Source organism: Enterocloster lavalensis (genome assembly GCF_046603895.1).
GTDB classification, from domain to species: Bacteria; Bacillota; Clostridia; order Lachnospirales; family Lachnospiraceae; genus Enterocloster; species Enterocloster lavalensis.
In genome coordinates this window covers 1,903,823-1,925,811 of the sequence record NZ_CP176637.1, presented here as the reverse complement: position 1 = coordinate 1,925,811, position 21,989 = coordinate 1,903,823, and the positions used below count along the sequence as shown (strand labels likewise).

At 56.9% G+C, this 21,989-nt stretch carries 23 protein-coding genes; 18 read left to right on the top strand and 5 right to left on the bottom strand.

Annotation, left to right across the window (positions count from 1 at the left end; translation table 11 throughout):
• Nucleotides 1-131: 131 nt before the first annotated feature.
• From rsmH to ACK2JC_RS08360, 15 genes are all read left to right on the top strand, one after another.
• The gene (gene rsmH / locus ACK2JC_RS08430; RefSeq protein ID WP_368271383.1) at nucleotides 132-1,184 is read left to right on the top strand and encodes a 16S rRNA (cytosine(1402)-N(4))-methyltransferase RsmH; all 1,053 of its coding nucleotides are present in this window, start codon (nucleotides 132-134) and stop codon (nucleotides 1,182-1,184) included.
• A gap of 49 nt (nucleotides 1,185-1,233) precedes the next feature.
• Complete coding sequence (gene cobI / locus ACK2JC_RS08425) at nucleotides 1,234-1,950, top strand: precorrin-2 C(20)-methyltransferase (RefSeq protein WP_320937921.1); 717 nt, start codon at nucleotides 1,234-1,236, stop codon at nucleotides 1,948-1,950.
• A 44-nt stretch (nucleotides 1,951-1,994) separates the two neighbouring features.
• Nucleotides 1,995-2,282 (top strand): hypothetical protein, encoded by a 288-nt coding sequence (locus ACK2JC_RS08420; RefSeq protein WP_320937920.1) that lies wholly within the window; start codon nucleotides 1,995-1,997, stop codon nucleotides 2,280-2,282.
• Nucleotides 2,195-2,686, top strand: coding sequence for a Nif3-like dinuclear metal center hexameric protein (locus ACK2JC_RS08415; RefSeq protein WP_320937946.1), 492 nt, complete (start codon nucleotides 2,195-2,197; stop codon nucleotides 2,684-2,686). Before ACK2JC_RS08420 ends, ACK2JC_RS08415 begins: the two co-directional genes overlap by 88 nt.
• A 354-nt stretch (nucleotides 2,687-3,040) precedes the next feature.
• Entirely contained in the window at nucleotides 3,041-4,105 is a 1,065-nt protein-coding gene (locus ACK2JC_RS08410) for a GGDEF domain-containing protein (protein ID WP_320937919.1), read from the top strand.
• Between the two features lie 39 nt (nucleotides 4,106-4,144).
• Nucleotides 4,145-6,208, top strand: coding sequence for a methyl-accepting chemotaxis protein (locus tag ACK2JC_RS08405; protein WP_320937918.1), 2,064 nt, complete (start codon nucleotides 4,145-4,147; stop codon nucleotides 6,206-6,208).
• A gap of 198 nt (nucleotides 6,209-6,406) precedes the next feature.
• A complete protein-coding gene (locus ACK2JC_RS08400) occupies nucleotides 6,407-7,426 on the top strand; it encodes a transglutaminase domain-containing protein (RefSeq protein ID WP_320937917.1) in 1,020 nt (339 codons plus the stop codon).
• 106 nt (nucleotides 7,427-7,532) lie between these two features.
• Nucleotides 7,533-8,102: a TetR/AcrR family transcriptional regulator gene (locus tag ACK2JC_RS08395; protein ID WP_118756944.1), complete on the top strand. Its 570-nt coding sequence runs from the start codon at nucleotides 7,533-7,535 to the stop codon at nucleotides 8,100-8,102.
• Nucleotides 8,103-8,187: 85 nt separating this feature from the next.
• Nucleotides 8,188-8,811: a class I SAM-dependent methyltransferase gene (locus ACK2JC_RS08390; RefSeq protein WP_320937916.1), complete on the top strand. Its 624-nt coding sequence runs from the start codon at nucleotides 8,188-8,190 to the stop codon at nucleotides 8,809-8,811.
• A 126-nt stretch (nucleotides 8,812-8,937) separates the two neighbouring features.
• Nucleotides 8,938-9,147 carry a ferrous iron transport protein A gene (locus ACK2JC_RS08385; protein ID WP_024737455.1) on the top strand — a complete coding sequence of 70 codons (210 nt, stop codon included), beginning with the start codon at nucleotides 8,938-8,940 and terminating at the stop codon, nucleotides 9,145-9,147.
• A gap of 37 nt (nucleotides 9,148-9,184) precedes the next feature.
• On the top strand, nucleotides 9,185-9,406 hold the full coding sequence (locus ACK2JC_RS08380) for a ferrous iron transport protein A (RefSeq protein ID WP_007709671.1): 222 nt from the start codon (nucleotides 9,185-9,187) through the stop codon (nucleotides 9,404-9,406).
• Between the two features lie 84 nt (nucleotides 9,407-9,490).
• The gene (feoB, locus tag ACK2JC_RS08375) at nucleotides 9,491-11,665 is read left to right on the top strand and encodes a ferrous iron transport protein B (RefSeq protein WP_320937915.1); all 2,175 of its coding nucleotides are present in this window, start codon (nucleotides 9,491-9,493) and stop codon (nucleotides 11,663-11,665) included.
• 117 nt (nucleotides 11,666-11,782) lie between these two features.
• The gene (locus ACK2JC_RS08370) at nucleotides 11,783-12,061 is read left to right on the top strand and encodes a Fur family transcriptional regulator (protein WP_320937914.1); all 279 of its coding nucleotides are present in this window, start codon (nucleotides 11,783-11,785) and stop codon (nucleotides 12,059-12,061) included.
• Nucleotides 12,062-12,335: 274 nt separating this feature from the next.
• A complete protein-coding gene (locus tag ACK2JC_RS08365) occupies nucleotides 12,336-13,751 on the top strand; it encodes an MATE family efflux transporter (RefSeq protein ID WP_320937913.1) in 1,416 nt (471 codons plus the stop codon).
• A gap of 136 nt (nucleotides 13,752-13,887) precedes the next feature.
• Nucleotides 13,888-14,271 carry a GNAT family N-acetyltransferase gene (locus ACK2JC_RS08360; protein WP_408608746.1) on the top strand — a complete coding sequence of 128 codons (384 nt, stop codon included), beginning with the start codon at nucleotides 13,888-13,890 and terminating at the stop codon, nucleotides 14,269-14,271.
• Between the two features lie 57 nt (nucleotides 14,272-14,328).
• Here the strand turns inward: ACK2JC_RS08360 and ACK2JC_RS08355 are convergent, their stop codons facing one another.
• From ACK2JC_RS08355 to ACK2JC_RS08345, 3 genes are all read right to left on the bottom strand, one after another.
• A complete protein-coding gene (locus tag ACK2JC_RS08355; protein WP_092370493.1) occupies nucleotides 14,329-14,772 on the bottom strand; it encodes a GNAT family N-acetyltransferase in 444 nt (147 codons plus the stop codon).
• Between the two features lie 41 nt (nucleotides 14,773-14,813).
• A complete protein-coding gene (locus ACK2JC_RS08350) occupies nucleotides 14,814-15,581 on the bottom strand; it encodes a class I SAM-dependent methyltransferase (RefSeq protein ID WP_411338472.1) in 768 nt (255 codons plus the stop codon).
• Between the two features lie 91 nt (nucleotides 15,582-15,672).
• Nucleotides 15,673-16,782, bottom strand: coding sequence for a PD-(D/E)XK nuclease family transposase (locus ACK2JC_RS08345; protein WP_411338471.1), 1,110 nt, complete (start codon nucleotides 16,780-16,782; stop codon nucleotides 15,673-15,675).
• Between the two features lie 272 nt (nucleotides 16,783-17,054).
• Between ACK2JC_RS08345 and ACK2JC_RS08340 the strand changes: the two genes are divergently transcribed.
• Both ACK2JC_RS08340 and ACK2JC_RS08335 read left to right on the top strand, forming a co-directional pair.
• Nucleotides 17,055-17,609, top strand: a complete 555-nt coding sequence (locus ACK2JC_RS08340) for a hypothetical protein (protein WP_107435980.1) — start codon at nucleotides 17,055-17,057, stop codon at nucleotides 17,607-17,609.
• Nucleotides 17,606-18,355 carry a GNAT family N-acetyltransferase gene (locus tag ACK2JC_RS08335; protein ID WP_107435979.1) on the top strand — a complete coding sequence of 250 codons (750 nt, stop codon included), beginning with the start codon at nucleotides 17,606-17,608 and terminating at the stop codon, nucleotides 18,353-18,355. Before ACK2JC_RS08340 ends, ACK2JC_RS08335 begins: the two co-directional genes overlap by 4 nt.
• Before the next feature lie 80 nt (nucleotides 18,356-18,435).
• Here ACK2JC_RS08335 and ACK2JC_RS08330 read toward each other — a convergent pair whose 3' ends face one another.
• Both ACK2JC_RS08330 and ACK2JC_RS08325 read right to left on the bottom strand, forming a co-directional pair.
• Nucleotides 18,436-19,545: a lactonase family protein gene (locus ACK2JC_RS08330; protein ID WP_368271303.1), complete on the bottom strand. Its 1,110-nt coding sequence runs from the start codon at nucleotides 19,543-19,545 to the stop codon at nucleotides 18,436-18,438.
• A gap of 1 nt (nucleotide 19,546) precedes the next feature.
• On the bottom strand, nucleotides 19,547-20,335 hold the full coding sequence (locus ACK2JC_RS08325) for a FadR/GntR family transcriptional regulator (RefSeq protein WP_276954079.1): 789 nt from the start codon (nucleotides 20,333-20,335) through the stop codon (nucleotides 19,547-19,549).
• Nucleotides 20,336-20,565: 230 nt separating this feature from the next.
• Here ACK2JC_RS08325 and ACK2JC_RS08320 point away from each other — a divergent pair, with 230 nt between their 5' ends.
• Nucleotides 20,566-21,981, top strand: coding sequence for a sugar ABC transporter substrate-binding protein (locus tag ACK2JC_RS08320; RefSeq protein ID WP_320938338.1), 1,416 nt, complete (start codon nucleotides 20,566-20,568; stop codon nucleotides 21,979-21,981).
• Nucleotides 21,982-21,989: the final 8 nt, after the last annotated feature.

Below are 21,989 nucleotides of genomic sequence, written 5' to 3'. Positions count from 1 at the left end.
ATTCCCGATCTGCAGGTCTGCCGGGGAAATGCAATCCACAGGTAGACAATCAAAAGAGGGAGTGTTACTATTAAAGGCATGAACAGCCGGGAAGAGCTGATGGAAATTTTGCGACAACGAGGAGGAAATAAATGGAAAACCAACAGAACGGGCACAAGCGGCGCGTCCGCTATTCCGGCACGCACCCAAAGCGCTATCAGGAGAAATATAAGGAGCTTCACCCGGAGAAATACTTGGACACCGTGTCCAGGGTGATCCAGAAGGGCAGCACCCCGGCGGGGATGCACATCTCCATCTGCGTGAAGGAGATATTAGACTTTTTGCAGATTCAACCCGGGCAGAACGGGCTGGATGCCACCCTGGGTTACGGCGGCCACACATTGGAAATGCTCAAATGCCTGGAAGGCAAAGGGCATATCCACGCCCTGGACGTGGATCCCATCGAGTCGGAGAAGACCAAGGCCCGGCTGGCGGGTCTGGGCTACGGGCCGGAGATTTTGACGGTGCGGCTGCAAAATTTTGCGGAGATCGACCAGGTGGCCGCGGAGGCGGGGAAGTTCGATTTCGTGCTGGCGGACCTGGGCGTGTCCTCCATGCAGATCGACAACCCGGAGCGGGGCTTTACCTTCAAGGCTGAGGGGCCGCTGGACCTGCGGATGAACCCGGAGCGGGGAGTCAGCGCCGCCCAGCGCTTAAAGGAGATCACGCTGGAGGAACTGACGGGTATGCTCACCGAAAATGCGGACGAGCCTTACGCGGAGGAGATCGCCCGGGAGGTGACGGGGCGGTTGAAACGGGGCGAGGAGATCGCCACCACCACGAAGCTTTACCAGGTGATCGGGGACGCCCTGGCCTTTCTGCCGGAAAAGGACCGGAAGGAGGCGGTGAAGAAGTCCAGCCAGCGGACCTTCCAGGCTCTGCGAATCGACGTGAACAACGAGTACGAGGCGCTGTACGCATTTCTGGAAAAACTGCCGGGAGTGCTGGCCCCGGGCGGCCGGGCGGCGATTCTGACCTTCCACTCAGGGGAGGACCGGCTGGTGAAGAAGTCCTTCAAGCAGTTTAAAAGAGAGGGGTATTACAGCGAAATCTGCGAAGAGGTGATCCGGCCGTCCCAGGAGGAGTGCGTCCGCAACAGCCGCGCCCGCTCCACAAAGATGCGGTGGGCGGTGCGGGCGGAGTGAGGAAACAGGGCCGCCCCGTCATGATAACAGGAAAAGAGGAACTCAGAACATGGGAATATTATACGGAATCGGCGTGGGTCCGGGGGACCCGGAGCTGCTGACCATGAAGGCCCACCGGATTCTGCACCAGGCGGATGTGATTTTCTGCCCGGAGAAGGAGGCGGGGGCGGGCAGCTTTGCCTTTGACATTATAGAGGAACTGGTAAAGGAGGCGAAGGCGGAGATCGTGAACCTGGTCTACCCCATGCACTACCACGGAGAGAAGCTGCAAACGATGTGGGAAATGAACGCCGGGGTGATCGCGGGATACCTGGAAGGGGATCGGACCGGCGCCTTCATCACCCTGGGAGACCCGGCGGTTTACAGCACGTTCATGTACACTCTGCCGTATATCGAGCGCCACGGGGTGACCGTGGAGGTGGTGCCCGGCGTTCCCTCCTTCTGCGCGGTGGCGGATTCCATGAAGATACCCCTGGCGGCCTGGAGCGAGGACCTGCTGGTGATGCCGGTGGGCAGGAAGGGCGGCGGGGATCTGGGGGAGATTCTGCGACAGCACGACAATGTGGTGTTCATGAAGCCCTCGGCTAATCAGGAGGCCCTGGTCCGGGCGATCCGGGAGAACGGCCTGGAGAACAGTTTCGTGCTGGTCACCAAGTCGGGAACCGGGGAGGAGCGGCTGATCACCGATTTTGAAGAGCTGGAACAGTACGATATTCCCTATCTCTCCACGGTGATCGTAAAGAATCCCCGGAAACGGGGGAAGTAGGCAAAAAGACAGCCACAGGAGCGAACCGGCGAAAGGAGGGCGCTATGGATTACATGGATTTAAAAAACAAGCTGACCGGCATGTTCGACGCCGGAAAATTGCAGGCGGCTCCCGGAGAGTGGGGATTTTTCAATGAAACGCAGCGGGCGATCCACAGGGTGGGATACGCCACCAATCTGACCGGAGAGATTATCCAAAGGGCCGGGGAGGACAAGGTGGATTTCCTGCTGACCCACCACGATTCCTGGGAATCGCCCACGCCTTTTTCCACGCGCCGCTGGACGATGCCGGATTCGGCACCAGCTCGTCCCTGGCGGCCGCTCTGGGTGTGACAAACTGCCAGAAGGTAATGCCTTACGCGGAAGTGTTTTTCGGCGGCGTGGCGGGCGATTTGGAACCGGCCGGATTCGACCGTTTCGCAGGAAAACTGGAACAGATTCTGGGCGAGAAAATCCGCTGCTACCAAAACCACGAAGGCCCTGTCCGCCGGGTGGCTGTGGCGGCCGGGGGCGGCAATATGACAAATGAGATGCGAATCGCCGTGGAGAACGGCTGCGACACGTACGTTACCGGGGAATATGTCCTGTATTCCCAGCAGTACGCCCAGCACGTCGGAATGAACCTGTTGGTGGGGAGCCACACCAACACGGAGATTCTGGGTGTGGAATCCATGGCGCAACGGCTGGCCCGGGGGACCGGGCTTAAGCTGGTGCGGATCCCGGAACCCAACTACTGAGCGACCTGCCAACGACCGCACAGACAGAGCTCCATTTTTTTATGCGTATCCCAGCGATCAGCGCCTTCGAGGCGGCAGGTGGAACATTTTATCGGCCCGCTGTCTCTCTCCCTTATATCGGTCCGGGGGGACTAAAACGCGAATTCTAATTGAGAACGAAATTCTGATTATGTAGAAGTTTCTGGAACGGCAAAAATGCACCGAACAGGTTGTTCCCTTTGGTGTTATGCCACGCCAGGCCGCGCTCTGCCGGGGGATGCCCGCCCCGCCGCACATTTGTTGACTGCCCCCATGGCGTGTGATAGAATGGGATTAACAGTTGTGTGTACCGGTTTTGACAATGGGGGATGAGACATGAGAGAACTGGATGAACTGAAACAGGAAATTGACCGGCTGCGGTTGCTGGCCCAGCGGGATCCCCTCACGGGGCTTTTGAACAGAAGCGCCATGGAGGAACAGGTGAACCGGTTTTTGGAGGACGGGCCCGCCGGTCTGTTTCTGGTGATGGACGTGGACGAGTTCCGCTATATCAATGATCAATACGGCCACCCGGCCGGGGATATGGCTCTGCGGGAGCTGGCCCGGATACTGGGGGATTCTTTTTTTGCCCCGGCTCTGTGCGGGCGCGTGGGAGGAGACTCGTTCGCCGTATTCCTGCCAGGGACCTGCGCCGGGGAGACGGCGGCAAACAAGATGGAACACATCATGGGCGGACTGGCCCGGGCCGGGCAGGCCCTTGGCCTGGGAAACCGGCTGCGGGTCTCCGCCGGGGCGGAGTTTGCGGGTCCGGGCGATACGTTTTTTGACCTGTACGAGCGGGCGGACGCAGCCATGCGGGCCGGTAAAAGCGAGCGGAAAAAGGCCCTCTATTTTTATGAGCCGTCCATGAAGCCGGGGGCGGACGGTCCGGGGACAGAGGATTCGGAGGCTTCGGCGGACATGAAGTACATAAGCGAGCAGCTCCGGGAGAGCCATATTGTGGATGGGGCCTACTGCCAGGATTACGACACGTTTCTGGCGATCTACCGCTTTTTGGAGCGGGGGCTGAGCCGGACCGGCCTCAGGGTTCACCTGATGCTGATCTCCCTGACCGACCTGCGCGGCGCCTTTGTGCGGCTGGACGAGCGGGAGTTACTGATGGAGCGCCTGCAGGAGAGCATCCGCTCGTCCCTGCGCTTCAGCGATATTTACACCCAGTACAGCAGCTGCCAGTTTCTGGCCATGGCTGTGTGCGCCGGGCGGGAAAATATGGACATCATCACCAACCGGATTGAGAAAGCGTTTCTGGTGCGCGAGCCGGACCGCCCGGACATCCGGCTGTCCTTCAGCTTTTACCCCCTGCGGCCTATCCCCCACGGCGTGCCGGCAGCCTCTCTGTTTGGGAAGCGCCCGGCGGAGGATGAGAGCCGGGACGTGTGAGGGCGGACTTGAAAATAAATGATAGCGGAGGATTACGGCATGTCAAATGAGTCTGGCCGGAAAACACGGAGCGCCGGGAAAGCGGGAACCGCGCGCAGAAAATCGATTTCCTATAAAGTTTGTTTCAGCCTTCTGGCGATTCTGGTCCCGGCCTTTGCCGTTCTGATCGTCACCGCCTGCATTGTGGCCGCGGGAGCGGTCTCGGATCTCAACGAAAAACTTCTGGATCTCCAGACGGATTACGCGGTCTCCAGGGTGGACGACCTTTTCAGCGGAAAGCTGGCGGCCGTCTCCATGCTCGACGAGAGCAGCGAGCTGCAGCAGTATTTCCAGTCCGTTTCGAGCAAGGAGGATATCGCCTCCTATGAGAACCTGAGCGATGTGCTGGGCGAGCTCTCGGGGGCGCTCAAGCGGATGGCGTCCGGGAGCGTGGCGCAGGTCTGGGCGGCCGACGAGCGGACGGGCTGTTATCTGCTGTCCGACGGCCGCGTGGTGGAGGCGGAGCTGGGGGAAACGGACTGGTACCGGTCCGCGACGGAGCAGCGCACGGCTCTGGTGACGGATCCCTATCTGGATCCCATCAGCGATGCGTATGTGGTTTCCGTGGTCTCCCCGGTTTTTTCGCCGGACGGGAGGGAGGTTCTTGGGACGGCCGGGTTTGACATCTATCTGGACGATCTCAGCCGGATTCTGTCCGCCATCAAGGTGGGGGAGAACGGTTATATGGAGCTGCTCTCCGGCAAATCGGACTATATCTGCAGCGACGACCCCACCTCCCTTGGGCGCAACGTCATGGAGCTGGAGATCGGGGATGAGTACAAGGAAAAGGTGACCGGCAAATACAACGGGGCCCTGGATTTCAGCTATCAGGGAGTCAAATACACGGCTATGTTCCGCAACAGTGAGACGACCCAGTGGCTGGTGATCGCAACCCTGCCCATGTCCGAGGTCACCGCCACCCGGGACGGTCTGATCCTGGTCCTGGTGGCGCTGGCCGCCCTCACCCTGATCCTGATTTCCGGCCTGGTGGTGGTGATGATCCACCGGCTGTTAAAGCCCCTGTCGGAGATTAGCCGCGGTATGGAGGAATTTTCCAGGGGAAATCTGGAAGTTGAGATCCGGGCGGGAGGGGACGACGAGATCGGCCTGCTGGCGGAGAGTGTGCGGGCCTCTATCCGCTCGCTCAAGGCCATGATCGGGGATGTGTCCCGCATACTGGGCGAGATATCGGCGGGGAATCTGGACGTCCTGGTGGAAGGCGATTATGTGGGAGATTTCGGCTTTATCAGGACGGCGCTGGAACAGATTCTGGAAGCCTTAAACTCCATGCTGGGCCAGATCAGCGCGTCCGCGGAACAGGTTTCCTGCGGCTCGGAGCAGGTGTCCGCCGGGGCCCAGGCTCTGTCCCAGGGCGCTTCAGAACAGGCCGCCACCGTGGAAGAGCTGGCCATAAGTGTAGACCATATCACGCGGCAGATTGCGGCCAACGCGGAGCGTTCCGCCCAGGCGGGCAGCCGTGCGTCCGCCGTGAGTGCAGAGGCGGTGGAGAGCAACCGCCGGATGCAGGAACTGTTGGAGGCCATGGAGGAGATCCGGGGACGTTCCCAGGAGATCGCCATGATCGCCAAGACCATTGAGAATATCGCGTTCCAGACCAATATACTGGCGCTCAACGCGTCCGTGGAGGCGGCCAGAGCAGGGGAAGCGGGCAGAGGCTTTGCGGTGGTGGCGAACGAGGTCCGGGACCTGGCCGTAAAGAGCGCGGAGGCGTCTAAGAGTACGGCGGCTCTGATCGAGAGCTCACTGCGGGCGGTCCGGGGCGGCGTCAGGATGGCGGACGACACGGCCAAATCCCTGCAGAATGTGGTGGAGGGCGTACAATACATCGAGGGAAGCATCCGGGGGATCACGGAGGCTTCCGCCTCCCAGGCCGGGTCCGCAGAGCAGGTGTCCCAGGGGATCGAACAGATTTCCGGGGTGGTTCAGGTGAACTCCGCCACCGCGGAGGAGGGCGCGGCGGCCAGCGAGGAGCTCTCCGCCCAGGCCCAGCTGCTCAAAGAGCTGATCCGGAAATTCCGGCTCAGGGACGGCCGGGACAACTGAAGCAACGGATGTGCCAGAAAGGTGTGAGGAAGGCGTTTTCGGACCAAAGGGGGCCGGAAACGCCTTTTCCCGCGCTGGGGGACGGGGCAGGAAAATGGACGGGAAGCGCGAAATGCCCGGCCCGGATATAAAAGGAAGTGGAAAATGGGCGGAAAACGTGGTATAAATGAGGAAGCACATTTTTGCCCGGAGGGATTCATGGAACCATTTTATTACAGCCAGATGAGTAAAATAGAGAGAAGCGTTTACCACGGGATGAAGACCGGACTGACGGCCCTGGCCCCCTCCTTCTGCGTTCCGCGCCTGGAGGGACGCCAGCTGGCGGACGTGTTTTTTAAGCTGCGGCTGGACAACCCGGAGATTTTTTACGCGGTGAGCTTCCAGTACCGCGGGTACCGGGATTCGGACAAGGTGGAGGTGATCCCCGAGTATCTGTTCGACAAGGGCCGGGTGAAGGAGCACAAACAGGCCATGGAGGCCAGGGTTGCCAAGCTGGCCCGACCGGCGCTCTCCATGTCCGAGTGGGACCGGGAACTCTACATCCACGACACGATTTGCAAGACCGTGCGCTACGATAAGCTGAAAAAGCCTTATTCCCACGAGATCATCGGCCCGCTGGGCCAGGGGGTGGGCGTGTGCGAGGGCATCGCCAAGTCGGTGAAAATCCTCTGCGACGAACTTGGAATCTGGTGCATCATCGCCATCTCGGAGGCCAACCCGGAGAAAAAGATCAAATACCGCCACGCCTGGAACGTGGTGCGGATCGGCGGCGTTTACGTTCATCTGGACGCCACCTTTGACAATAGTTTAAGCAGAGGGGGAACGGTCCGCCACGACTATTTTAACCTGGACGACCGGAGCCTGTTTCGGGATCATGAGCCGGCGCTCTACGGGATTCCGTCCTGCACGGACGGGAACCGTTTCTACTACCGGGAGAAAAAACTCTCATTCACCAAGACGGAGGAGGTGGCCAAGCGGGCCGCCCAGGCGGTGAAAAAGGGGCGGGAGCTGATTTTTCACTGGAGAGGAGGTTATCTGACCAGGGAGGTGCTGCAGGAGCTTTTAGGGCTCATGGAGCAGGCAGCCGTTCAGCGCGGAAAACACGCGGCCGTGAGCCTGAACTGGCCCCAGGCGGTGCTGCAGGTGAGCTTTCGGGACGCCGAACCCGCAGAGGAGCTGGTGGTCGAGGAGGCCAACGAGGGGGAGCGGGACGGCTGAGAAGTCTAAAGCTGGAAAAAAATGGTTGAATATCAGCCATTGACAAATGTTCAGTCAAGAGGTATTCTTGAATTGTCGTTTTTTGCAATACAGGGAGGTTTGACAGATGCGCATATCCAAGGAGCCTGAGGTGAGGCGGCAGGAGATCATCGACACGGCCATGCGTGTATTTTCAGAGCAGGGTTATGAGGCCACGACCATGAAGGACATCGCCCGGGAGATGAAGGTGGCGAGCGGCCTGTGCTATCACTATTTTCCCAACAAACAGGAGCTCTACGAGACCGCGGTGAGACAGTACGCCAGAGCGTGCAGCGCGGGATTTGTGGAGATTTTCAGGCGGACGGAGCTTTCCCTCAGCGAGAGCCTTGAACAGTTGGGTAATGTGTGGAAAGCGGCCAGGACGGGAGGCGTGTTTGCCTACGAGAGCTTTTTTCACGGCAAGGGCAACGAGGTATTCCATTACCAGCTGGATGTGGCGGTGGTACGGGAGCTGCTGCCCTGGGTGACGGCCTATCTGGAAGTCTTAAAGGCGCGCGGCGAGATCAGCGTGCCGGATGCCGGGGCCGCGGCGCGGTTTGTGCTGTACGGCCAGATGGGCCTGGTGGACGACCACAGCGTTCCGCTGGAGGATCGGATCGAGCGGATCAAGGAACTGATTGTGAGAACATTGGCGTGAGAGACCCCGCCGGAGCGGCGGGGGAATTTTTAAAGCATTGATTGAATTATTGTCAATGAAAGATGTTCAATTAAGGAGGCGGAATATGGAATCGACGAAAGAGTTTCAGGAGGAGACCAGGAGGTATTTTGACCGGTTGGCGAAGGATTACGACGACAGCTGCGACGGAAGGTTTGTGAGATGCATGTACCGGGAGGTGATCCGGCGGGCCGTTTCCCTGCCGGGGGACCGGGTGCTGGACCTGGGCTGCGGAAACGGCAATCTGATCCGGATGCTGCGGGAGGTGAAGCAGGTTTCCTGCTGGGGCGCGGACCTCTCCCCGCAGATGATCCTGGAGGCCGGGAAGAATCTGGGGGACGGGGTAAATCTTGCGGTGGCGGACGCCGCCTCTCTGCCCTACGGGGACGGGCAGTTCGACATTGTGATCTGCAACGCCTCCTTTCACCATTACACGGAGCCGGAGCGGGCGGTGGAAGAGATCCGCAGGGTGCTTAGGACCGGCGGAACCCTGATCCTGGGGGATCCCACCATTCCGGGCAGGCTGGCCCGGAAGCTTTTGAATCAGGCGGTTCACAAGCGGGATTCCGGGGATTTCAAAATTTATGGCAAAGCGGAAATCACCTCGCTGTTCTCCACCCGGGGCTTCCGGGTTCACAGCTGGAAACGGATCAATTACCGTTCGTTTGTGTTCGAGGCGGAAAAAATTTAAAATTTTGATTGACATTTCGATTAGTTAGTGCTAACCTAAACTTGCAGTTAGGATACCATAACTTTCCAGCTGCCTTGGATCCACGCAGCTGGAAAAACAGGATCGTTCGGAAAGAGGAGTGATTGTATGCCGTTGACAATGGCGAGAGAAGGCGAGGTAACATCCATTAAGCGGGTAGGCGGAAAGGACGAGGTGCGCCGCCATCTGGAGAATATGGGATTTGTGCCCGGAACCGACGTAACCGTCGTTTCCGTCAATAACGGCAACGTGATCGTGAACGTAAAGGAAGCGCGCGTTGCAATCAGTAAGGAAATGGCCAACAAGATTTTGATATAAAGGGTCATGGGGATGAAAAGGAAGGAGTGCAATCGATATGCAGACACTGAAGGAAGTAACGTGCGGCAGCACCGTTTCCGTGGTGAAGCTCCACGGCGAGGGCGCGGTGAGGCGCCGCATCATGGACATGGGAATCACCAGGGGAACCCAGGTTTTTGTGCGCAAGGTGGCGCCCTTTGGCGACCCGGTGGAGGTGACGGTCAGAGGGTATGAGCTTTCGCTGAGAAAAGCGGACGCGGAGATGATCGAGGTGCAGTGAGGGCTGCATTTTTTATGAGAATGAGTTAGTTATAACTAATTTTTGATCAGATTTCTCAGTCAGAGAAAGAGGAGGATTTGAAAAATGTCAATCAAAATTGCATTGGCCGGCAACCCAAACTGCGGTAAAACCACACTGTTTAACGGCCTGACCGGCTCCAACCAGTTTGTGGGGAACTGGCCCGGCGTGACGGTGGAGAAGAAGGAAGGGCGTTTAAAGGGCAATAAAGACGTCATTATAATGGATCTTCCTGGCATCTATTCCCTGTCCCCCTACACGCTGGAGGAGGTAGTGGCCCGAAACTACCTGATCACGGAGCGCCCGGATGTGATCTTAAACATCGTGGACGGCACCAATTTAGAGCGCAACCTGTATCTGTCCACCCAGCTGATGGAGCTTGGCATCCCGGTTCTTATGGCCGTGAACATGATGGACATCGTGAAGAAGTCCGGCGACGAGATCAACATCGGGCAGCTGAGCAAAAAGCTGGGCTGTCCGGTTGTGGAAATCTCCGCGTTAAAGGGAACGGGCATCATGGAGGCCGCGGGCCAGGCGGTGGCCCTGGCCGCCCAGAGCAGGCAGAACGCCGCTGTTCACAAGTTCAGCGCCGATGTGGAGGCTGTGCTGGAGGAGATCGAGCGCTGCCTTGGCGGCGGAATTCCGGAGGAGCAGAAGCGGTTCTACGCCATCAAGTTATTTGAGCGGGACGACAAAATCACCGCCCGGATGAGCATGGTGCCGGATGTGGAACACCTGATCAGGCGCACGGAGGAGGCGCTGGACGACGATGCGGAGAGCATCATCACCAATGAGCGCTATACATACATCGCTTCCATCATCGACGGCTGTTATCGCAGAAAGCACAGACAGAAGCTCAGCACCTCAGACAAGATCGACCACGTTGTGACCAACCGTTTCCTGGCGCTTCCGATCTTCGCGCTGGTGATGTGGCTGGTGTATTACGTTTCCGTATCCACGGTGGGCACCTGGGCCACGGACTGGACCAACGACGGCCTGTTCGGGGAGGGCTGGGAAATGTTCGGCAGGTGGGTGCCCGGCATCCCGGTTATAGTCGGTGATTTCCTGGCCTCCGTGAACTGCGCCGGATGGCTGTCCAGCCTGATCCTGGACGGCATTGTGGCAGGCGTTGGAGCGGTATTGGGCTTTGTGCCCCAGATGCTGGTGCTGTTCATTTTCCTGGCCTTTTTGGAAGCCTGCGGCTACATGGCCAGGGTGGCATTTATCATGGACCGCATTTTCCGCAAATTCGGCCTGTCCGGAAAGTCCTTCATCCCCATGCTGATCGGCACGGGCTGCGGCGTCCCTGGGATCATGGCCAGCCGTACCATAGAAAACGACCGGGACCGCAAGATGACCATCATGACCACCACCTTTATCCCCTGCGGCGCCAAGCTGCCCATCATCGCGCTGTTTGCGGGAGCGCTGTTCGGCGGGGCTTCCTGGGTTGCGCCCAGCGCTTACTTTGTGGGGATCGCCGCGATCATCTGCTCCGGTATCATTTTAAAGAAAACGAAACTGTTTGCAGGGGATCCGGCTCCCTTTGTGATGGAGCTGCCCGCCTACCATATGCCGACGGCCGTCAATGTGCTGCGCAGCATGTGGGAGCGGGGCTGGTCCTTTATCAAGAAAGCGGGGACCGTGATCCTGCTCTCCACCATTTTCATCTGGTTCACATCCAGCTTCGGGTTTGTGGACGGAAGTTTTGGGATGGTGGAGGACCTGTCCGACGGGCTTCTGGCGGTGATCGGCAGGGGAATCTCCTGGATCTTCGCGCCTCTGGGCTGGGGCAGCTGGCAGGCGGCCGTTGCGGCCATCACCGGACTTGTGGCCAAGGAAAATGTGGTCGGCACCTTCGGAATCCTCTTCGGTTTCGCCGAAGTGGCCGAGGACGGACAGGAAATCTGGGGGACCATGGCCCAGACCTTCACGGCGGTCAGCGCGTACTCCTTCCTGGTATTTAACCTGCTGTGCGCTCCCTGTTTTGCGGCCATCGGAGCCATTAAGCGGGAGATGAACAATGCAAAATGGACCTGGTTTGCCATCGGTTACCAGACGGCTTTAGCCTACGCGGTGTCCCTGTGCATTTACCAGCTTGGCACCTGGTTTACCACCGGGACCTTTGGAATCGGCGCCGCCGTCGCGCTGCTGGTGATCGCGCTGTTCATTTATCTGATGGTCCGGCCGTACCGGGAGAGCAGGTCCCTGACGGCCCGCTTAAGCGCGGGAAAAGCGGTTTAGACAGAATTGACCAACCCTTTTGACAGGCCGGTGCCCGGAGTTTCCGGGATCCGGCCTGCGGCGAAACAGAAAAACAAGGCCCTGCAAAGCCGGAGATAACGCGAGGAGGAAACCGACATGTGGCAAAAGGAGCAGGTGATTGACGAGCTCCAAAAACGTGGGAAGCGCATAACGGAACAGCGGAACATGCTTTTGGATGTGATTCTGGCGGGGAACTGGGCTACCTGCAAGGATATTTATTACGAGGCCCGCAAAAAAGACCCCGGGCTGGGGCTGGCCACCGTTTACCGGACCGTGGGGGCGCTGGAGGAGATCGGCGTCCTGTCCCGGGCCTATCAGTATTCCTTTTTGCCGGAGAACGGTAAACGGCGCGGGGAACTGGGCGGGAACGCTTGAAATAAAGAAGATTCCAGGCAAATGCCGGCGGCGGCATTGTGACCGGCTGCCAGCTTCTGGAGGGATTTGTGCAATGTATACAATTATACGGCAGGTAATTTTTGTGTAGTTTCCCGCTTACACGTGTTGGATCAATATGCTATAGTTTAGGTATGAAACATGGTTGTAGCTCTTTCGTGAAGGCCATTCACGGGAGGGATACAGCCTTTTTCTTTTTATAAATATTCGGTTATCCAACCGCCATTTTCAGGAAACAGTAGGAGGAATCAAACATATGAATGAACAAGCAAACCGATATCTGGCAGAGGAACCGGTGGGGCCGCTGATGCTGAAGTTTTCCATTCCCTGCATCATGTCTCTTCTGGTGTCGGCTCTGTATAATATTGTGGATCAGATTTTCATCGGCCGTGGCGTGGGGTATCTGGGAAACGGGGCTACCAACGTGGTATTTCCGGTAACCATTGTCGCGCTGGCCATCGCGCTGCTGGTGGGGGACGGCTGCGCCGCTTTCCTGAGCATCTGCCAGGGCATGGGGGACGGGGAGCGGGCGCATCGCAGCGTGGGAAACGCGGTGACGGTGATCGTGGCCACGGGTCTGGTCCTGACTGTGCTGCTGGCAGTATTTCAGGATAAACTGCTCTGGGCGTTCGGGGCAACGAAGAACAACATCGCTTATGCCCGTGAGTATTTCCGCTATATTGTGGTGGGAATCCCATTTTTTATGTTCGCAAATGACATGAACTCAGTGATTCGTGCTGACGGCAGTCCGGCGTTCGCCATGTTATCCACCCTGATCGGCTGTGCGATCAACGTAGTGCTGGACCCAATAGCGATTTTTGTACTGCACTGGGGGATGGCCGGGGCCGCTCTGGCTACGGTGGCCGGTCAGCTGGTGTCCGGATTGCTGGCGGCCTGTTACCTTTTCCGCACCAAATCCTTCCGCCTGAAACGTTCCAGCTTCCGCCCGGAGTACGGACTGCTCAGGCGAACCATGCCCCTTGGGATCAGCAGCTTTCTGACACAGATTTCCATTGTCGTCATCATGGTGGTAATGAATAATGTGCTGGTGATCTATGGAGCCCGTTCCAGGTACGGCGCGGACATCCCGCTGACTGTGGTTGGAATCGTGATGAAGGTGTTCCAGATCGTGGTATCCATAGTGGTGGGGATCGCAGCCGGTTCCCAGCCCATTGTGGGCTATAATTACGGCGCGGGCCGCCATGACCGCGTGCGCCGGATTTTTACCGTCATGATGACGGCCGAGGCGTGTGTGGGTCTGATTGCCATGATCTGTTTCGAGTGCTTTCCCTTGCCGATCATCCGGATATTTGGCAGCGAGAATGAACTGTACAATGAGTTCGCGGTGATTTCCTTCCGTGTGTTTCTATGTACCATCGCCCTCTGCTGCGTTCAGAAGGCCTGCAGTATTTTTCTCCAGTCCCTGGGAAAACCGATGCTCTCCATGAGCCTGTCACTGCTGCGGGATTTTATTCTCAGCGTTCCGCTGACTCTGATCCTGCCCCGCTATCTGGGCGTCACGGGCGCCCTCTACTCCGGCCCCATTGCGGATGTTGTCTCCTTTGTGGCGGCGGTATTCTGCGTGCGCCGCGTGTTCCGGGAGCTTAGAAAGGAGGAGACGGGAAACGGGAGAACTGCCGTTTCCGGGGATAGGGTTCGCTGCGTTTCTTAAAGGATTTCCGGGAAAAATCGATTTGACATTTTGGAAATCCGCCTTTAAGATGGTAAAAAAAGGAACACGCGCGGCAGTCCGGCATGCGGATTGAAGGGCGGTTCAAATAAAAGGGATTCTGGAGGGGATTGCTGTGATTCACTATATCAACGATGATAAAGAGCTGAAATCCGAATGTTTGATTGAGATGGCAAATCAGGTATGGCCCGGTGCGTATGACGTCAGGCGCATGCAGGAGGCCATTGACAGAACGATCAACATCACCGCATGGCACGGCAGCAAATTGGTCGGCTGCCTCCGCATCCTGAGCGATGGCTATCTGTTCGGCACGATAACGGAGGTGCTTGTCCTGAAGGAATATCAAAAACGGGGGATTGGGAGAGAGCTGATGCGGCGCGCCATGGATCTCACTCCAACGCCCCTGTTTTTCGGCGCACAGCCGGAAGCGGAAGGGTTTTATGAAAAACTCGGAATAGAGAAATCATTGCAGTCATTTTATATCGACAAGGAACGAAACTAAAATTATCTGTTTCTGCGAGGCGCGCCTTCGCCAACCGGCGGGAGGGTGCGCCTGTTGTCAACCCAATCTCATGTATAGAAGCGGGTAAGGGTTTCCCTGTTCGTCGTGATCCGTCCGTTGATAGACGTGGAAGCCCATGTGTTCATAAAACCCCTTTGCCAGTGGATTCTGCTCATTTACGGCCAGCTCGCGGACAGAGTAAGCTTGAATCCCATAGTTTATTAACTGTTTCCCGGTTCCTTTCCCACGTTCCCCGCTGGAAATGAACAGCATTTCCAGTTTCTGTCCGTCAATCCCCATAAAACCAACGGGAGATTCATTTTCATTTACCGCTACAATCAGATGCGGTATCGCCTCCAATGCCTGGGGAACGTAAGACTTGATCTGTTCGATTTCCGGGCCGGACAAAAACAGATGTGTCGCTCTCACCGAATTCTCCCATATCTCCAGCAGGGATTGGAGCAGCGCTGGGGTTCTCTCCTGGATTTCAATGATTTTCATATGATTTCTGATCCTTTCTAATGATTGCAGTTTACTTCTTTTTACTCGACCGGTTTCGCGGCTGCCAACAGGAATCGGTGGGTGGACGCTTCGATCACGCCCTCTTTGTCCAGCAGATTTTGGGCCCGGCACAGCTGGCTGAAACAGGATTCCACGGAGAATCCCGGAAATTCCCATTCGATAATCCTGGCAAACCATACCAGCGCGCCCACATTGTAAAAGCGGATTTTGGGGAACGCTTCCCGGGACTGCAAAATTTCAAATCCGGCCTCCGTAAATGACTGGACCGCTTTTTCCAGATACTGCTCCGGGAACGCCAGTTTCGTGCCGGGGAGCAGCAAATCGACCAGTTCGCGGTCGTTTTCCGCGCCCACCTGTTGCGTCACAAAACAGCCGCCGGGCTTTAAAATGCGGTATAGCTCACGGGCGTCAAAACGGCCGTGACGGTTGATCACAAGATCAAAGGAGCCGCTGTCAAAGGGCAGACAATCGGAGCGGTCGGCTTCCCGAAAGTCAATTCCGAGAGGAGGCAGGAGCGACTGACACAGGCTGACGTTGGGCGGATAGCCCTCTGTTGCGCTGGTGTTTTCCGGGGGATGATTCAGGCTCAGCAAAAATTCCCCGCCACCTGTATCGATATCCAGCAGCCTGGACTCCGGCGACAGATACCGCCGCACGATTGCTTCGTAATTCCAGGGGATGTCCTGACCTTCTTCAAAGCGCCCTTCAATATGGGAGAAATCCCATCCGTGGATGTGGGCGATGCGCTCCTCCTGCAGCCATTTTGTTTTTAAACAGTTTAAATCCATGGGGACGGCTCCTATTCTTAAGGCAACGTCGGTTGTTGAAATCAGCGCAGCCGTTTGACCACATAAACGGAACTGACGGTGGGGAGCGTCTTTAGGTGTTCTTTTGATCGAGGAGTTTTTGCAAGTGCAGGTTTTCTTTCTTATACGTTTCCATCTGTCTGCGCATTTCTTCTTCTTTTCTACGCATTTCCGTCTCCTGTCGGCGCATTTCCTCCTCCTGCCGAAGGTTCTTCTCCCTCAACGCCTTAATCTCCTCCTGCTGCAACTCCACCATCAATTCCACTGTATTCTGATCCAGAATTCTCAGTGCCTCCGAATACATACTCACCAGCTCCTTCTTATGATACCGGAAGTCAAATACCTCCCGGTACAGCTCTGTAAACTCGGGGTAAGCCTCGATCACTTCGCGGATGTCGCATGGCTGATCCGAGGCGATGAACAGCAGCCATGCATCCAGTTTCCTACTTATATTTTGATGGTTTTCCCGAAAAATGTCAAGCGGGATCAACAGGTATTCCTGCAGCATGTCCAGCTCCAGACCGGTATTAAAAGTCTGCCTCGCGTAATGAAGATACTCCTTCGGGCACCGGTGAAATTCAGCAGTGCTTTTCTGAATCAGCACAATGGTATAGACCCGCTTGATATCGTGATACGAAAACCGCTCCCCGGTCCTGCGCTTCTCCTCCCGCACCTGGGAATACTGCCGCATGAGCAGGTCGCTGGAATAACAGGCGCAGCGGGCGCCGGGAAACAGGTAGCCCACTCGCTGAATCTCCACGTTCACTAACGCCCCGGACGCCAGTCTTACCAGAATATCCATCACCAGCAGAGACCCGCCCTCGGTCAGCCGCCCGGATTCATTGGGAATCACCTGGAGAATCTTCACCTTCTCCCCAAGGCAGAGACTGATGAACTCCTCCAGCCGCTCCGGCTTCGTTCCAGGGTCAAAGACAAACTTAAACATGGGATCATAAGTGATCCGCATCCCGTTCACCCCCATACAGAAGTGCAAAAACTCCTCCTTTAACCCCTGGGACAGCCTTTGATACTCCGCAAAAAGCGCCTCGTCCTTTTCCAGCTCCGCCAACACCTCATCCCTTGCGCTGCAGGGCCCGAACACCTCCGGGTGGCGCTCCATCCAGCGAACCGCCTCCGTCTGCGCCCCGCAAGAAACTGTTTCCTGATTGTGATTGAATTCCATAGACATTCCTCCAGATGTGAAATTAGATAAACGTGAATCCCGGCCGATTTGGCCATAGACCGTTGCAGAAGAACTCTGCAATCGAATGTAACTAGAGATACATTTCCTTAATCCTATCACAAACAGAGCGTCTGTGGAAGCCCCTATTTCGCATTCCGTCATGTCATATTCCCACAAGTATTCCCGCGGATTTGACTTTTCCGCAGCCAGCAATTAAACTATAAGAAACGCCCCGGTTTGCATCCCGCCACGCTTCAAAGAAAGGCACCGCGATGTCCCTGAAAACCAAATTATATGTCGTAACGGCAATTCTGGGTCTTTCCCTCTTGATCCTGACGCTCCGTTACACCCACACAAAGAGCCCGATCCTTTACGCCGCCGCCGTCACGTCCGGCACCACGTTTTACCACTTTGCCATGCGCCTTCTGGCGGGCGGCCTGATCCATGCAGCATTTCATAACCGCATGGTTTACACCAAAAAATGGTTTCAGGAAAAGCCATTTGAACCGGCACTGTATCGGGCTCTCAGGATAAAACAGTGGAAAAAGCTGCTTCCCGCCCTCAACCCGGAAGACTTTCACACAAAAACGCATTCCGCCTCCCAGCTGATCCAGGCGTCCTGCCAGGCGGAAATTGTCCACGAAGTGATCACAGTGCTCAGCTTCATCCCGCTCCTGTTTCCCATCTGGTTCGGGTCCACAGGCGTTTTCCTGATCACATCCTGCCTTGCCGCTCTTTTAGACGCCGCCTTTGTGATGGTGCAGCGATATAACCGCCCCAGGCTGCTACGCCTGATCCAAAAACAATCGAAACGAGGAACAATATGAACCCAGATTTTGTAAACCTGACAACCGACAACCTGGCGGACGAGCATTTATGCTGCATCATCCGCAGCAAAAAGCCCCACCCGGGCGTGGAGGCAAAGCGGCAATGGCTTTCCGAGCGCTTAGAGGAAGGGCACGTTTTCCGCAAATTAAATGAAAAAGCCGTAGTATTTATCGAATACGCCCCTCTTGAAACCGCCTGGGTTCCCATCCTCGGGGACAACTATTACTATCTGTACTGCCTGTGGGTTACCGGCGAACACAAGGGGAATGGTTATGGGAAGGCGCTGATGGACTACTGCCTGGCCGACGCCAGAGAAAAGGGAAAGTCCGGCATTTGCATGCTGGGTGCAAATAAACAGAAATCCTGGCTTTCCGACCAGTCCTTTGCGAAGAAATACGGTTTTGAGGTGGTGGACACCACCGATTACGGGTACGATCTGCTTGCGCTTTCTCTGGACGGGACAAAGCCCCAATTCGCCCCAAGCGCAAAACAGGGAAAGATCGGGCCCCAGGAGCTGACCATCTATTACAATCTCCAGTGCCCTTACATCAGCCAGTATCTGGAACGAATCCGGCGCTACTGTGAAATGAACGCCGTCCCGGTGTCCGTCCACCATGTGGATTCCCTGCAAAAAGCGAAGGAACTGCCCTGCGTGTTCAACAACTGGGCCATATTCTACAAAGGGAATTTCCAGACGGTAAACCTGCCGGACGAAGCCACCCTAAAGCGGATTCTGAAAAAGTAATCACAACATCCAATCAAAAACAGCCCCTTTTTGCAAATCCGTGGTCAATCCACATTGCAAAAAGGGGCTGTGCGTTTTTATCAATCCAATTCCGGCAGCGCCACAACATTCACCGGTGTGGGAATCTCCACCGCTCCGGTCAGCTCCAGCCCCCCATCCTCCTGCCTGATTCGGAAAATGGACACGTTGTCCGAGTCCTGGTTGGCGCAGAGCAGATAAGCGCCGGACGGATCAACACAGAAGCTTCTGGGCGTCCGCCCGTTGGACGGGAAATCGCCCCGGTGGCGTAAGGTCCCGTCCGGGGCCACGGCGAAGGCGGAGATGCAGTCCCGCCCGCGGTTGGAGCAGTAGAGGAACCTGCCGTCCGGCATGAGGTGGATATCCGCGCAGAGATTTTCAATATGCGCACCGTAGGTATGGGACTTGTCGCAGGAATCCACGGTCTGAACCGGCGTCCAGCCGGAGCCGTCCCGCCGCAGGGTCAGAATCCCGGAGGACAGCTCCAGCGAGACATAGCAGACGTCCAGCCCGGCGGAAAACGCCAGGTACCTGGGGCCGCTCCCCGCCGGGGCGGCATTTTCCCGCACAAGATCCTCCGACAGACGGGAATTATCCGGGCGGATGGGATATTCACAGATCCGGTCTGTGCCCAGATCGCAGGCCAAAACCCGGCTCATACCCGGCAGTGGCACGGCGCAGTGGACGTGAGGCCCTTCCTGGCGGTCCGTTCTCGGACCGCTGCCAACCCGCGTGATCAGCTGGCAGACGGGTTCCAGGGAGCCGTCGCCGTTTACCGGGAACACCGACAGGGAGCCGGAGGAGTAGTTGGCCGCAAACAGCAGGCCGGACTCCGGGTCCACGGACACATAGCAGGGGTTCTCCCCCATGGTTTGCACGGTGTTGATCCGCTCCAAAGCCAGGGAATCCCGGTGGATGCGGAAGGAGGAGACGGCTCCCGACGCCATCCCCTCGTACTCCTTCAGCTCGCTGACCGCCCAGAGAAAGCCCTGCCCCGAACAGCAGAGAAAGGATGGGTTGGGCACAGAAGGATTCACGTGGACCACCCGGGCCGTACCCGTATCGTGATCCAGGGCGATGCAGTAAATCCCCTCGCCCTTTCCTAAAAGCACCTCCCCGGTGCCGAAGTGGATGGGCTGTGTGTAGGTTCCCACGTAAAAAAATGTCTCCATGTCAGCTCTCCTTTTTGCTGTTTTGGGCGGCTTCTTTGCGTTTCCGCTCCCGGTCCCGTTTTTGCAGGTAGGACTGGAAGCGCTTTTTGTTGCCGTCCGTGAAGGTGGTCATGAGCTCGTTCAAATCCAGGTCGTTCTGGTGGGTCAGGTAGTGGTACAGCTTGGAGTGGGAGTCTGAGGAGCTCAGGGAACTCTGCAGCAGCGCCTCGGATTCCTTTGTGTTCTCGAACATAAATTTATTCAATTCCTGGAAATATTTGTAATACATGTTCTTGAAAATGTTGATGATCTGAATGAAAATGTCGTTGCCCGAGGCCAGGATAATGGACAGATGAAACATGTAGTCCTGCTTGGTGTATTCCTCGTAATTGCGCTCCGCAAGGGCCCGCTTCATGCCGAAGTAGGCGGAGCCGATGGCTTCCAAGTCCACGCGCTCCTGCTGCATGATCAGGCGGATGGACTGAATCTCGATGGCCTCCCGCAGCGCATTGATCTCATTGAATTCCTTCTCCGTCAGATCCAGCTCCCGTTCAAAATTGGACATATCGTAAATCTCTTCCGGCTTTACCACATAGGTGCCTTTGCCGTGCTTCACCTCCACCAGGCCGATGGCCTGAAGCCGCTGGATGGCCGCCCGGACCGTGACCCGGCTCACCCCCATCCTCTGACCGAGGTCCGTCTCCGAGGGCAGCTTCTCGCCGCTTTTCCAGGTTCCGTTCTTTATATCCGCCAGAAGGGCGTCGTAAACAGCCGCATCCATTCTCTGTTTTGTGATGGTACCGATTGCCATGTTCTCTCGCCTCCGAAAGATGTATTACAACATACATCGTTTGCTACCACTATAAACCGGAACCGCAAAAATGTCAATATTTCTAGGAAAATTCACCAAAAATAAATTTGAAAAAAACATATTGACAGGCAAAAATAATGATGATATATTGAATTCACCATCAAGTTGTATTACGACATACAACTGAACGGAACAACTATCTGACAGACCGGAAAGGGGGATTTTTATTTATGAAAAAAATGTTCAGGACACTGGCGGCGTTGACGCTGGCCGCATCGCTGGCTGGCTGCGGCGGGGGAAGCGGAGGCGGTCAGGCGGCCGCCGGAAGCAGCGCCGCCCAGGGCCAGGAGAACGCCCGGGAGAGCGCGGGAGATCAGGCGGACGCCCAGAAGAGCGCCGGGGACCAGGCCGATTCCGCGGATCAGTCCAACGCCGGGGACCAGGCCGGCGAGGTCACGCTGACCATCGCCTCCGCCATGGTGACGGAGAAGCCGGAGGGGGATCTGGAGCAGGAGCTGGCGGACAAGTACATGGAGCTTCACCCCAACGTGAAGATCGAGTTTATTTCCATGCCTGCCGCCGAGGTTTCCAAGCGCATCGTGACCATGGCCACGGGGGACAACCTGCCGGATATGTTCTTTGTGCCCAATGATTTTATGCCTCAGCTCTACGATCTGGATATTGTGGCGGACCTGGAGGGCCTGCTGGGAGAAGAGTGGCTGTCCGGCTACAATCCCAACCTGCTCAAGGACGCTAAGATCAACGGACGGATGATGAGTATTCCCTGGTACGCCTCGCCCTACGCGGTCATCTACCGCACGGACTGGTTCGAGGAGCTGGGCCTTGAGATCCCGGAGACCTGGGACGAATTTCTGGAGGTGAGCAAAGCGCTGACCCGGGACACCGACGGCGACGGCCAGGTGGACAAATGGGCCTTCAGCATGGTGGGAAGCAGAAACAACTCCGGCGAGCAGCGGTTCGTGCTGTTCAGCAAGTCCTTCGGCGCGGACGAGATCTATGAAAAAGAGGGAAAATGGGCCACGGACATCGGAACGGAGCAGTTCAAGGCTGGCCTGAAGTATTTTACGGACCTGTACACCGAGCACGGCGTGGTGCCTCCGGGCCCCACAGAGGTTGACTACTCCGCTTCCATGGAGCTGTTCACCTCGGAGCAGACCGGAATGATCCTGTCCGGGCCTCACTCCCTGGGCTTTATCACCACCACCAATCCCGGCCTGGAGGGAAAGCTGGGGAGCTTTGTGATCCCCAGGGGCGAGGCCCATGTCTCCATCTCCGGCATCGGCGGCTACGCCATCTCCGAGAGCTGTGAGAACAAGGACGTGGCGGCGGATTACATGAAGTTTATCACGAGCAAGGAGAACGCCATCTACTTCGGACAGAAGACGGGGCGGATGCCCACCAGAACCGAGGCCAGCGACGACCCCTATTTCAGCTCCGTGCTGTTTAAAGGATTCCTGGGAGCCCTGGACTACGCGGTGGACCCCGAGACATTTGCCCAGTATCCGGCGCTGCTGGATACCATCGGGGAGGCGTACTCCAACGTGCTGTCCGGCGTGGCCACATTTGACGAGGCTTACGGGACGCTGGTGGAGAAGTCCGCGGCCCTCATTGAAGCTGAAAACTGACGGAAGAA

What these genes read in the sequence shown, in the direction of transcription:
- ACK2JC_RS08400 (WP_320937917.1), top strand. Translation starts at nt 6,407, where the DNA reads ATGGAACCATTTTATTACAGCCAGATGAGTAAAATAGAGAGAAGCGTT.
- ACK2JC_RS08420 (WP_320937920.1), top strand. Translation starts at nt 1,995, where the DNA reads ATGGATTACATGGATTTAAAAAACAAGCTGACCGGCATGTTCGACGCC.
- ACK2JC_RS08350 (WP_411338472.1), bottom strand. Translation starts at nt 15,581, where the DNA reads ATGGATTTAAACTGTTTAAAAACAAAATGGCTGCAGGAGGAGCGCATC.
- ACK2JC_RS08405 (WP_320937918.1), top strand. Translation starts at nt 4,145, where the DNA reads ATGTCAAATGAGTCTGGCCGGAAAACACGGAGCGCCGGGAAAGCGGGA.
- ACK2JC_RS08395 (WP_118756944.1), top strand. Translation starts at nt 7,533, where the DNA reads ATGCGCATATCCAAGGAGCCTGAGGTGAGGCGGCAGGAGATCATCGAC.
- ACK2JC_RS08390 (WP_320937916.1), top strand. Translation starts at nt 8,188, where the DNA reads ATGGAATCGACGAAAGAGTTTCAGGAGGAGACCAGGAGGTATTTTGAC.
- ACK2JC_RS08380 (WP_007709671.1), top strand. Translation starts at nt 9,185, where the DNA reads ATGCAGACACTGAAGGAAGTAACGTGCGGCAGCACCGTTTCCGTGGTG.
- ACK2JC_RS08335 (WP_107435979.1), top strand. Translation starts at nt 17,606, where the DNA reads ATGAACCCAGATTTTGTAAACCTGACAACCGACAACCTGGCGGACGAG.
- ACK2JC_RS08340 (WP_107435980.1), top strand. Translation starts at nt 17,055, where the DNA reads ATGTCCCTGAAAACCAAATTATATGTCGTAACGGCAATTCTGGGTCTT.
- ACK2JC_RS08410 (WP_320937919.1), top strand. Translation starts at nt 3,041, where the DNA reads ATGAGAGAACTGGATGAACTGAAACAGGAAATTGACCGGCTGCGGTTG.
- rsmH (WP_368271383.1), top strand. Translation starts at nt 132, where the DNA reads ATGGAAAACCAACAGAACGGGCACAAGCGGCGCGTCCGCTATTCCGGC.
- ACK2JC_RS08365 (WP_320937913.1), top strand. Translation starts at nt 12,336, where the DNA reads ATGAATGAACAAGCAAACCGATATCTGGCAGAGGAACCGGTGGGGCCG.
- cobI (WP_320937921.1), top strand. Translation starts at nt 1,234, where the DNA reads ATGGGAATATTATACGGAATCGGCGTGGGTCCGGGGGACCCGGAGCTG.
- ACK2JC_RS08320 (WP_320938338.1), top strand. Translation starts at nt 20,566, where the DNA reads ATGAAAAAAATGTTCAGGACACTGGCGGCGTTGACGCTGGCCGCATCG.
- feoB (WP_320937915.1), top strand. Translation starts at nt 9,491, where the DNA reads ATGTCAATCAAAATTGCATTGGCCGGCAACCCAAACTGCGGTAAAACC.
- ACK2JC_RS08325 (WP_276954079.1), bottom strand. Translation starts at nt 20,335, where the DNA reads ATGGCAATCGGTACCATCACAAAACAGAGAATGGATGCGGCTGTTTAC.
- ACK2JC_RS08330 (WP_368271303.1), bottom strand. Translation starts at nt 19,545, where the DNA reads ATGGAGACATTTTTTTACGTGGGAACCTACACACAGCCCATCCACTTC.
- ACK2JC_RS08370 (WP_320937914.1), top strand. Translation starts at nt 11,783, where the DNA reads ATGTGGCAAAAGGAGCAGGTGATTGACGAGCTCCAAAAACGTGGGAAG.
- ACK2JC_RS08355 (WP_092370493.1), bottom strand. Translation starts at nt 14,772, where the DNA reads ATGAAAATCATTGAAATCCAGGAGAGAACCCCAGCGCTGCTCCAATCC.
- ACK2JC_RS08385 (WP_024737455.1), top strand. Translation starts at nt 8,938, where the DNA reads ATGCCGTTGACAATGGCGAGAGAAGGCGAGGTAACATCCATTAAGCGG.
- ACK2JC_RS08345 (WP_411338471.1), bottom strand. Translation starts at nt 16,782, where the DNA reads ATGGAATTCAATCACAATCAGGAAACAGTTTCTTGCGGGGCGCAGACG.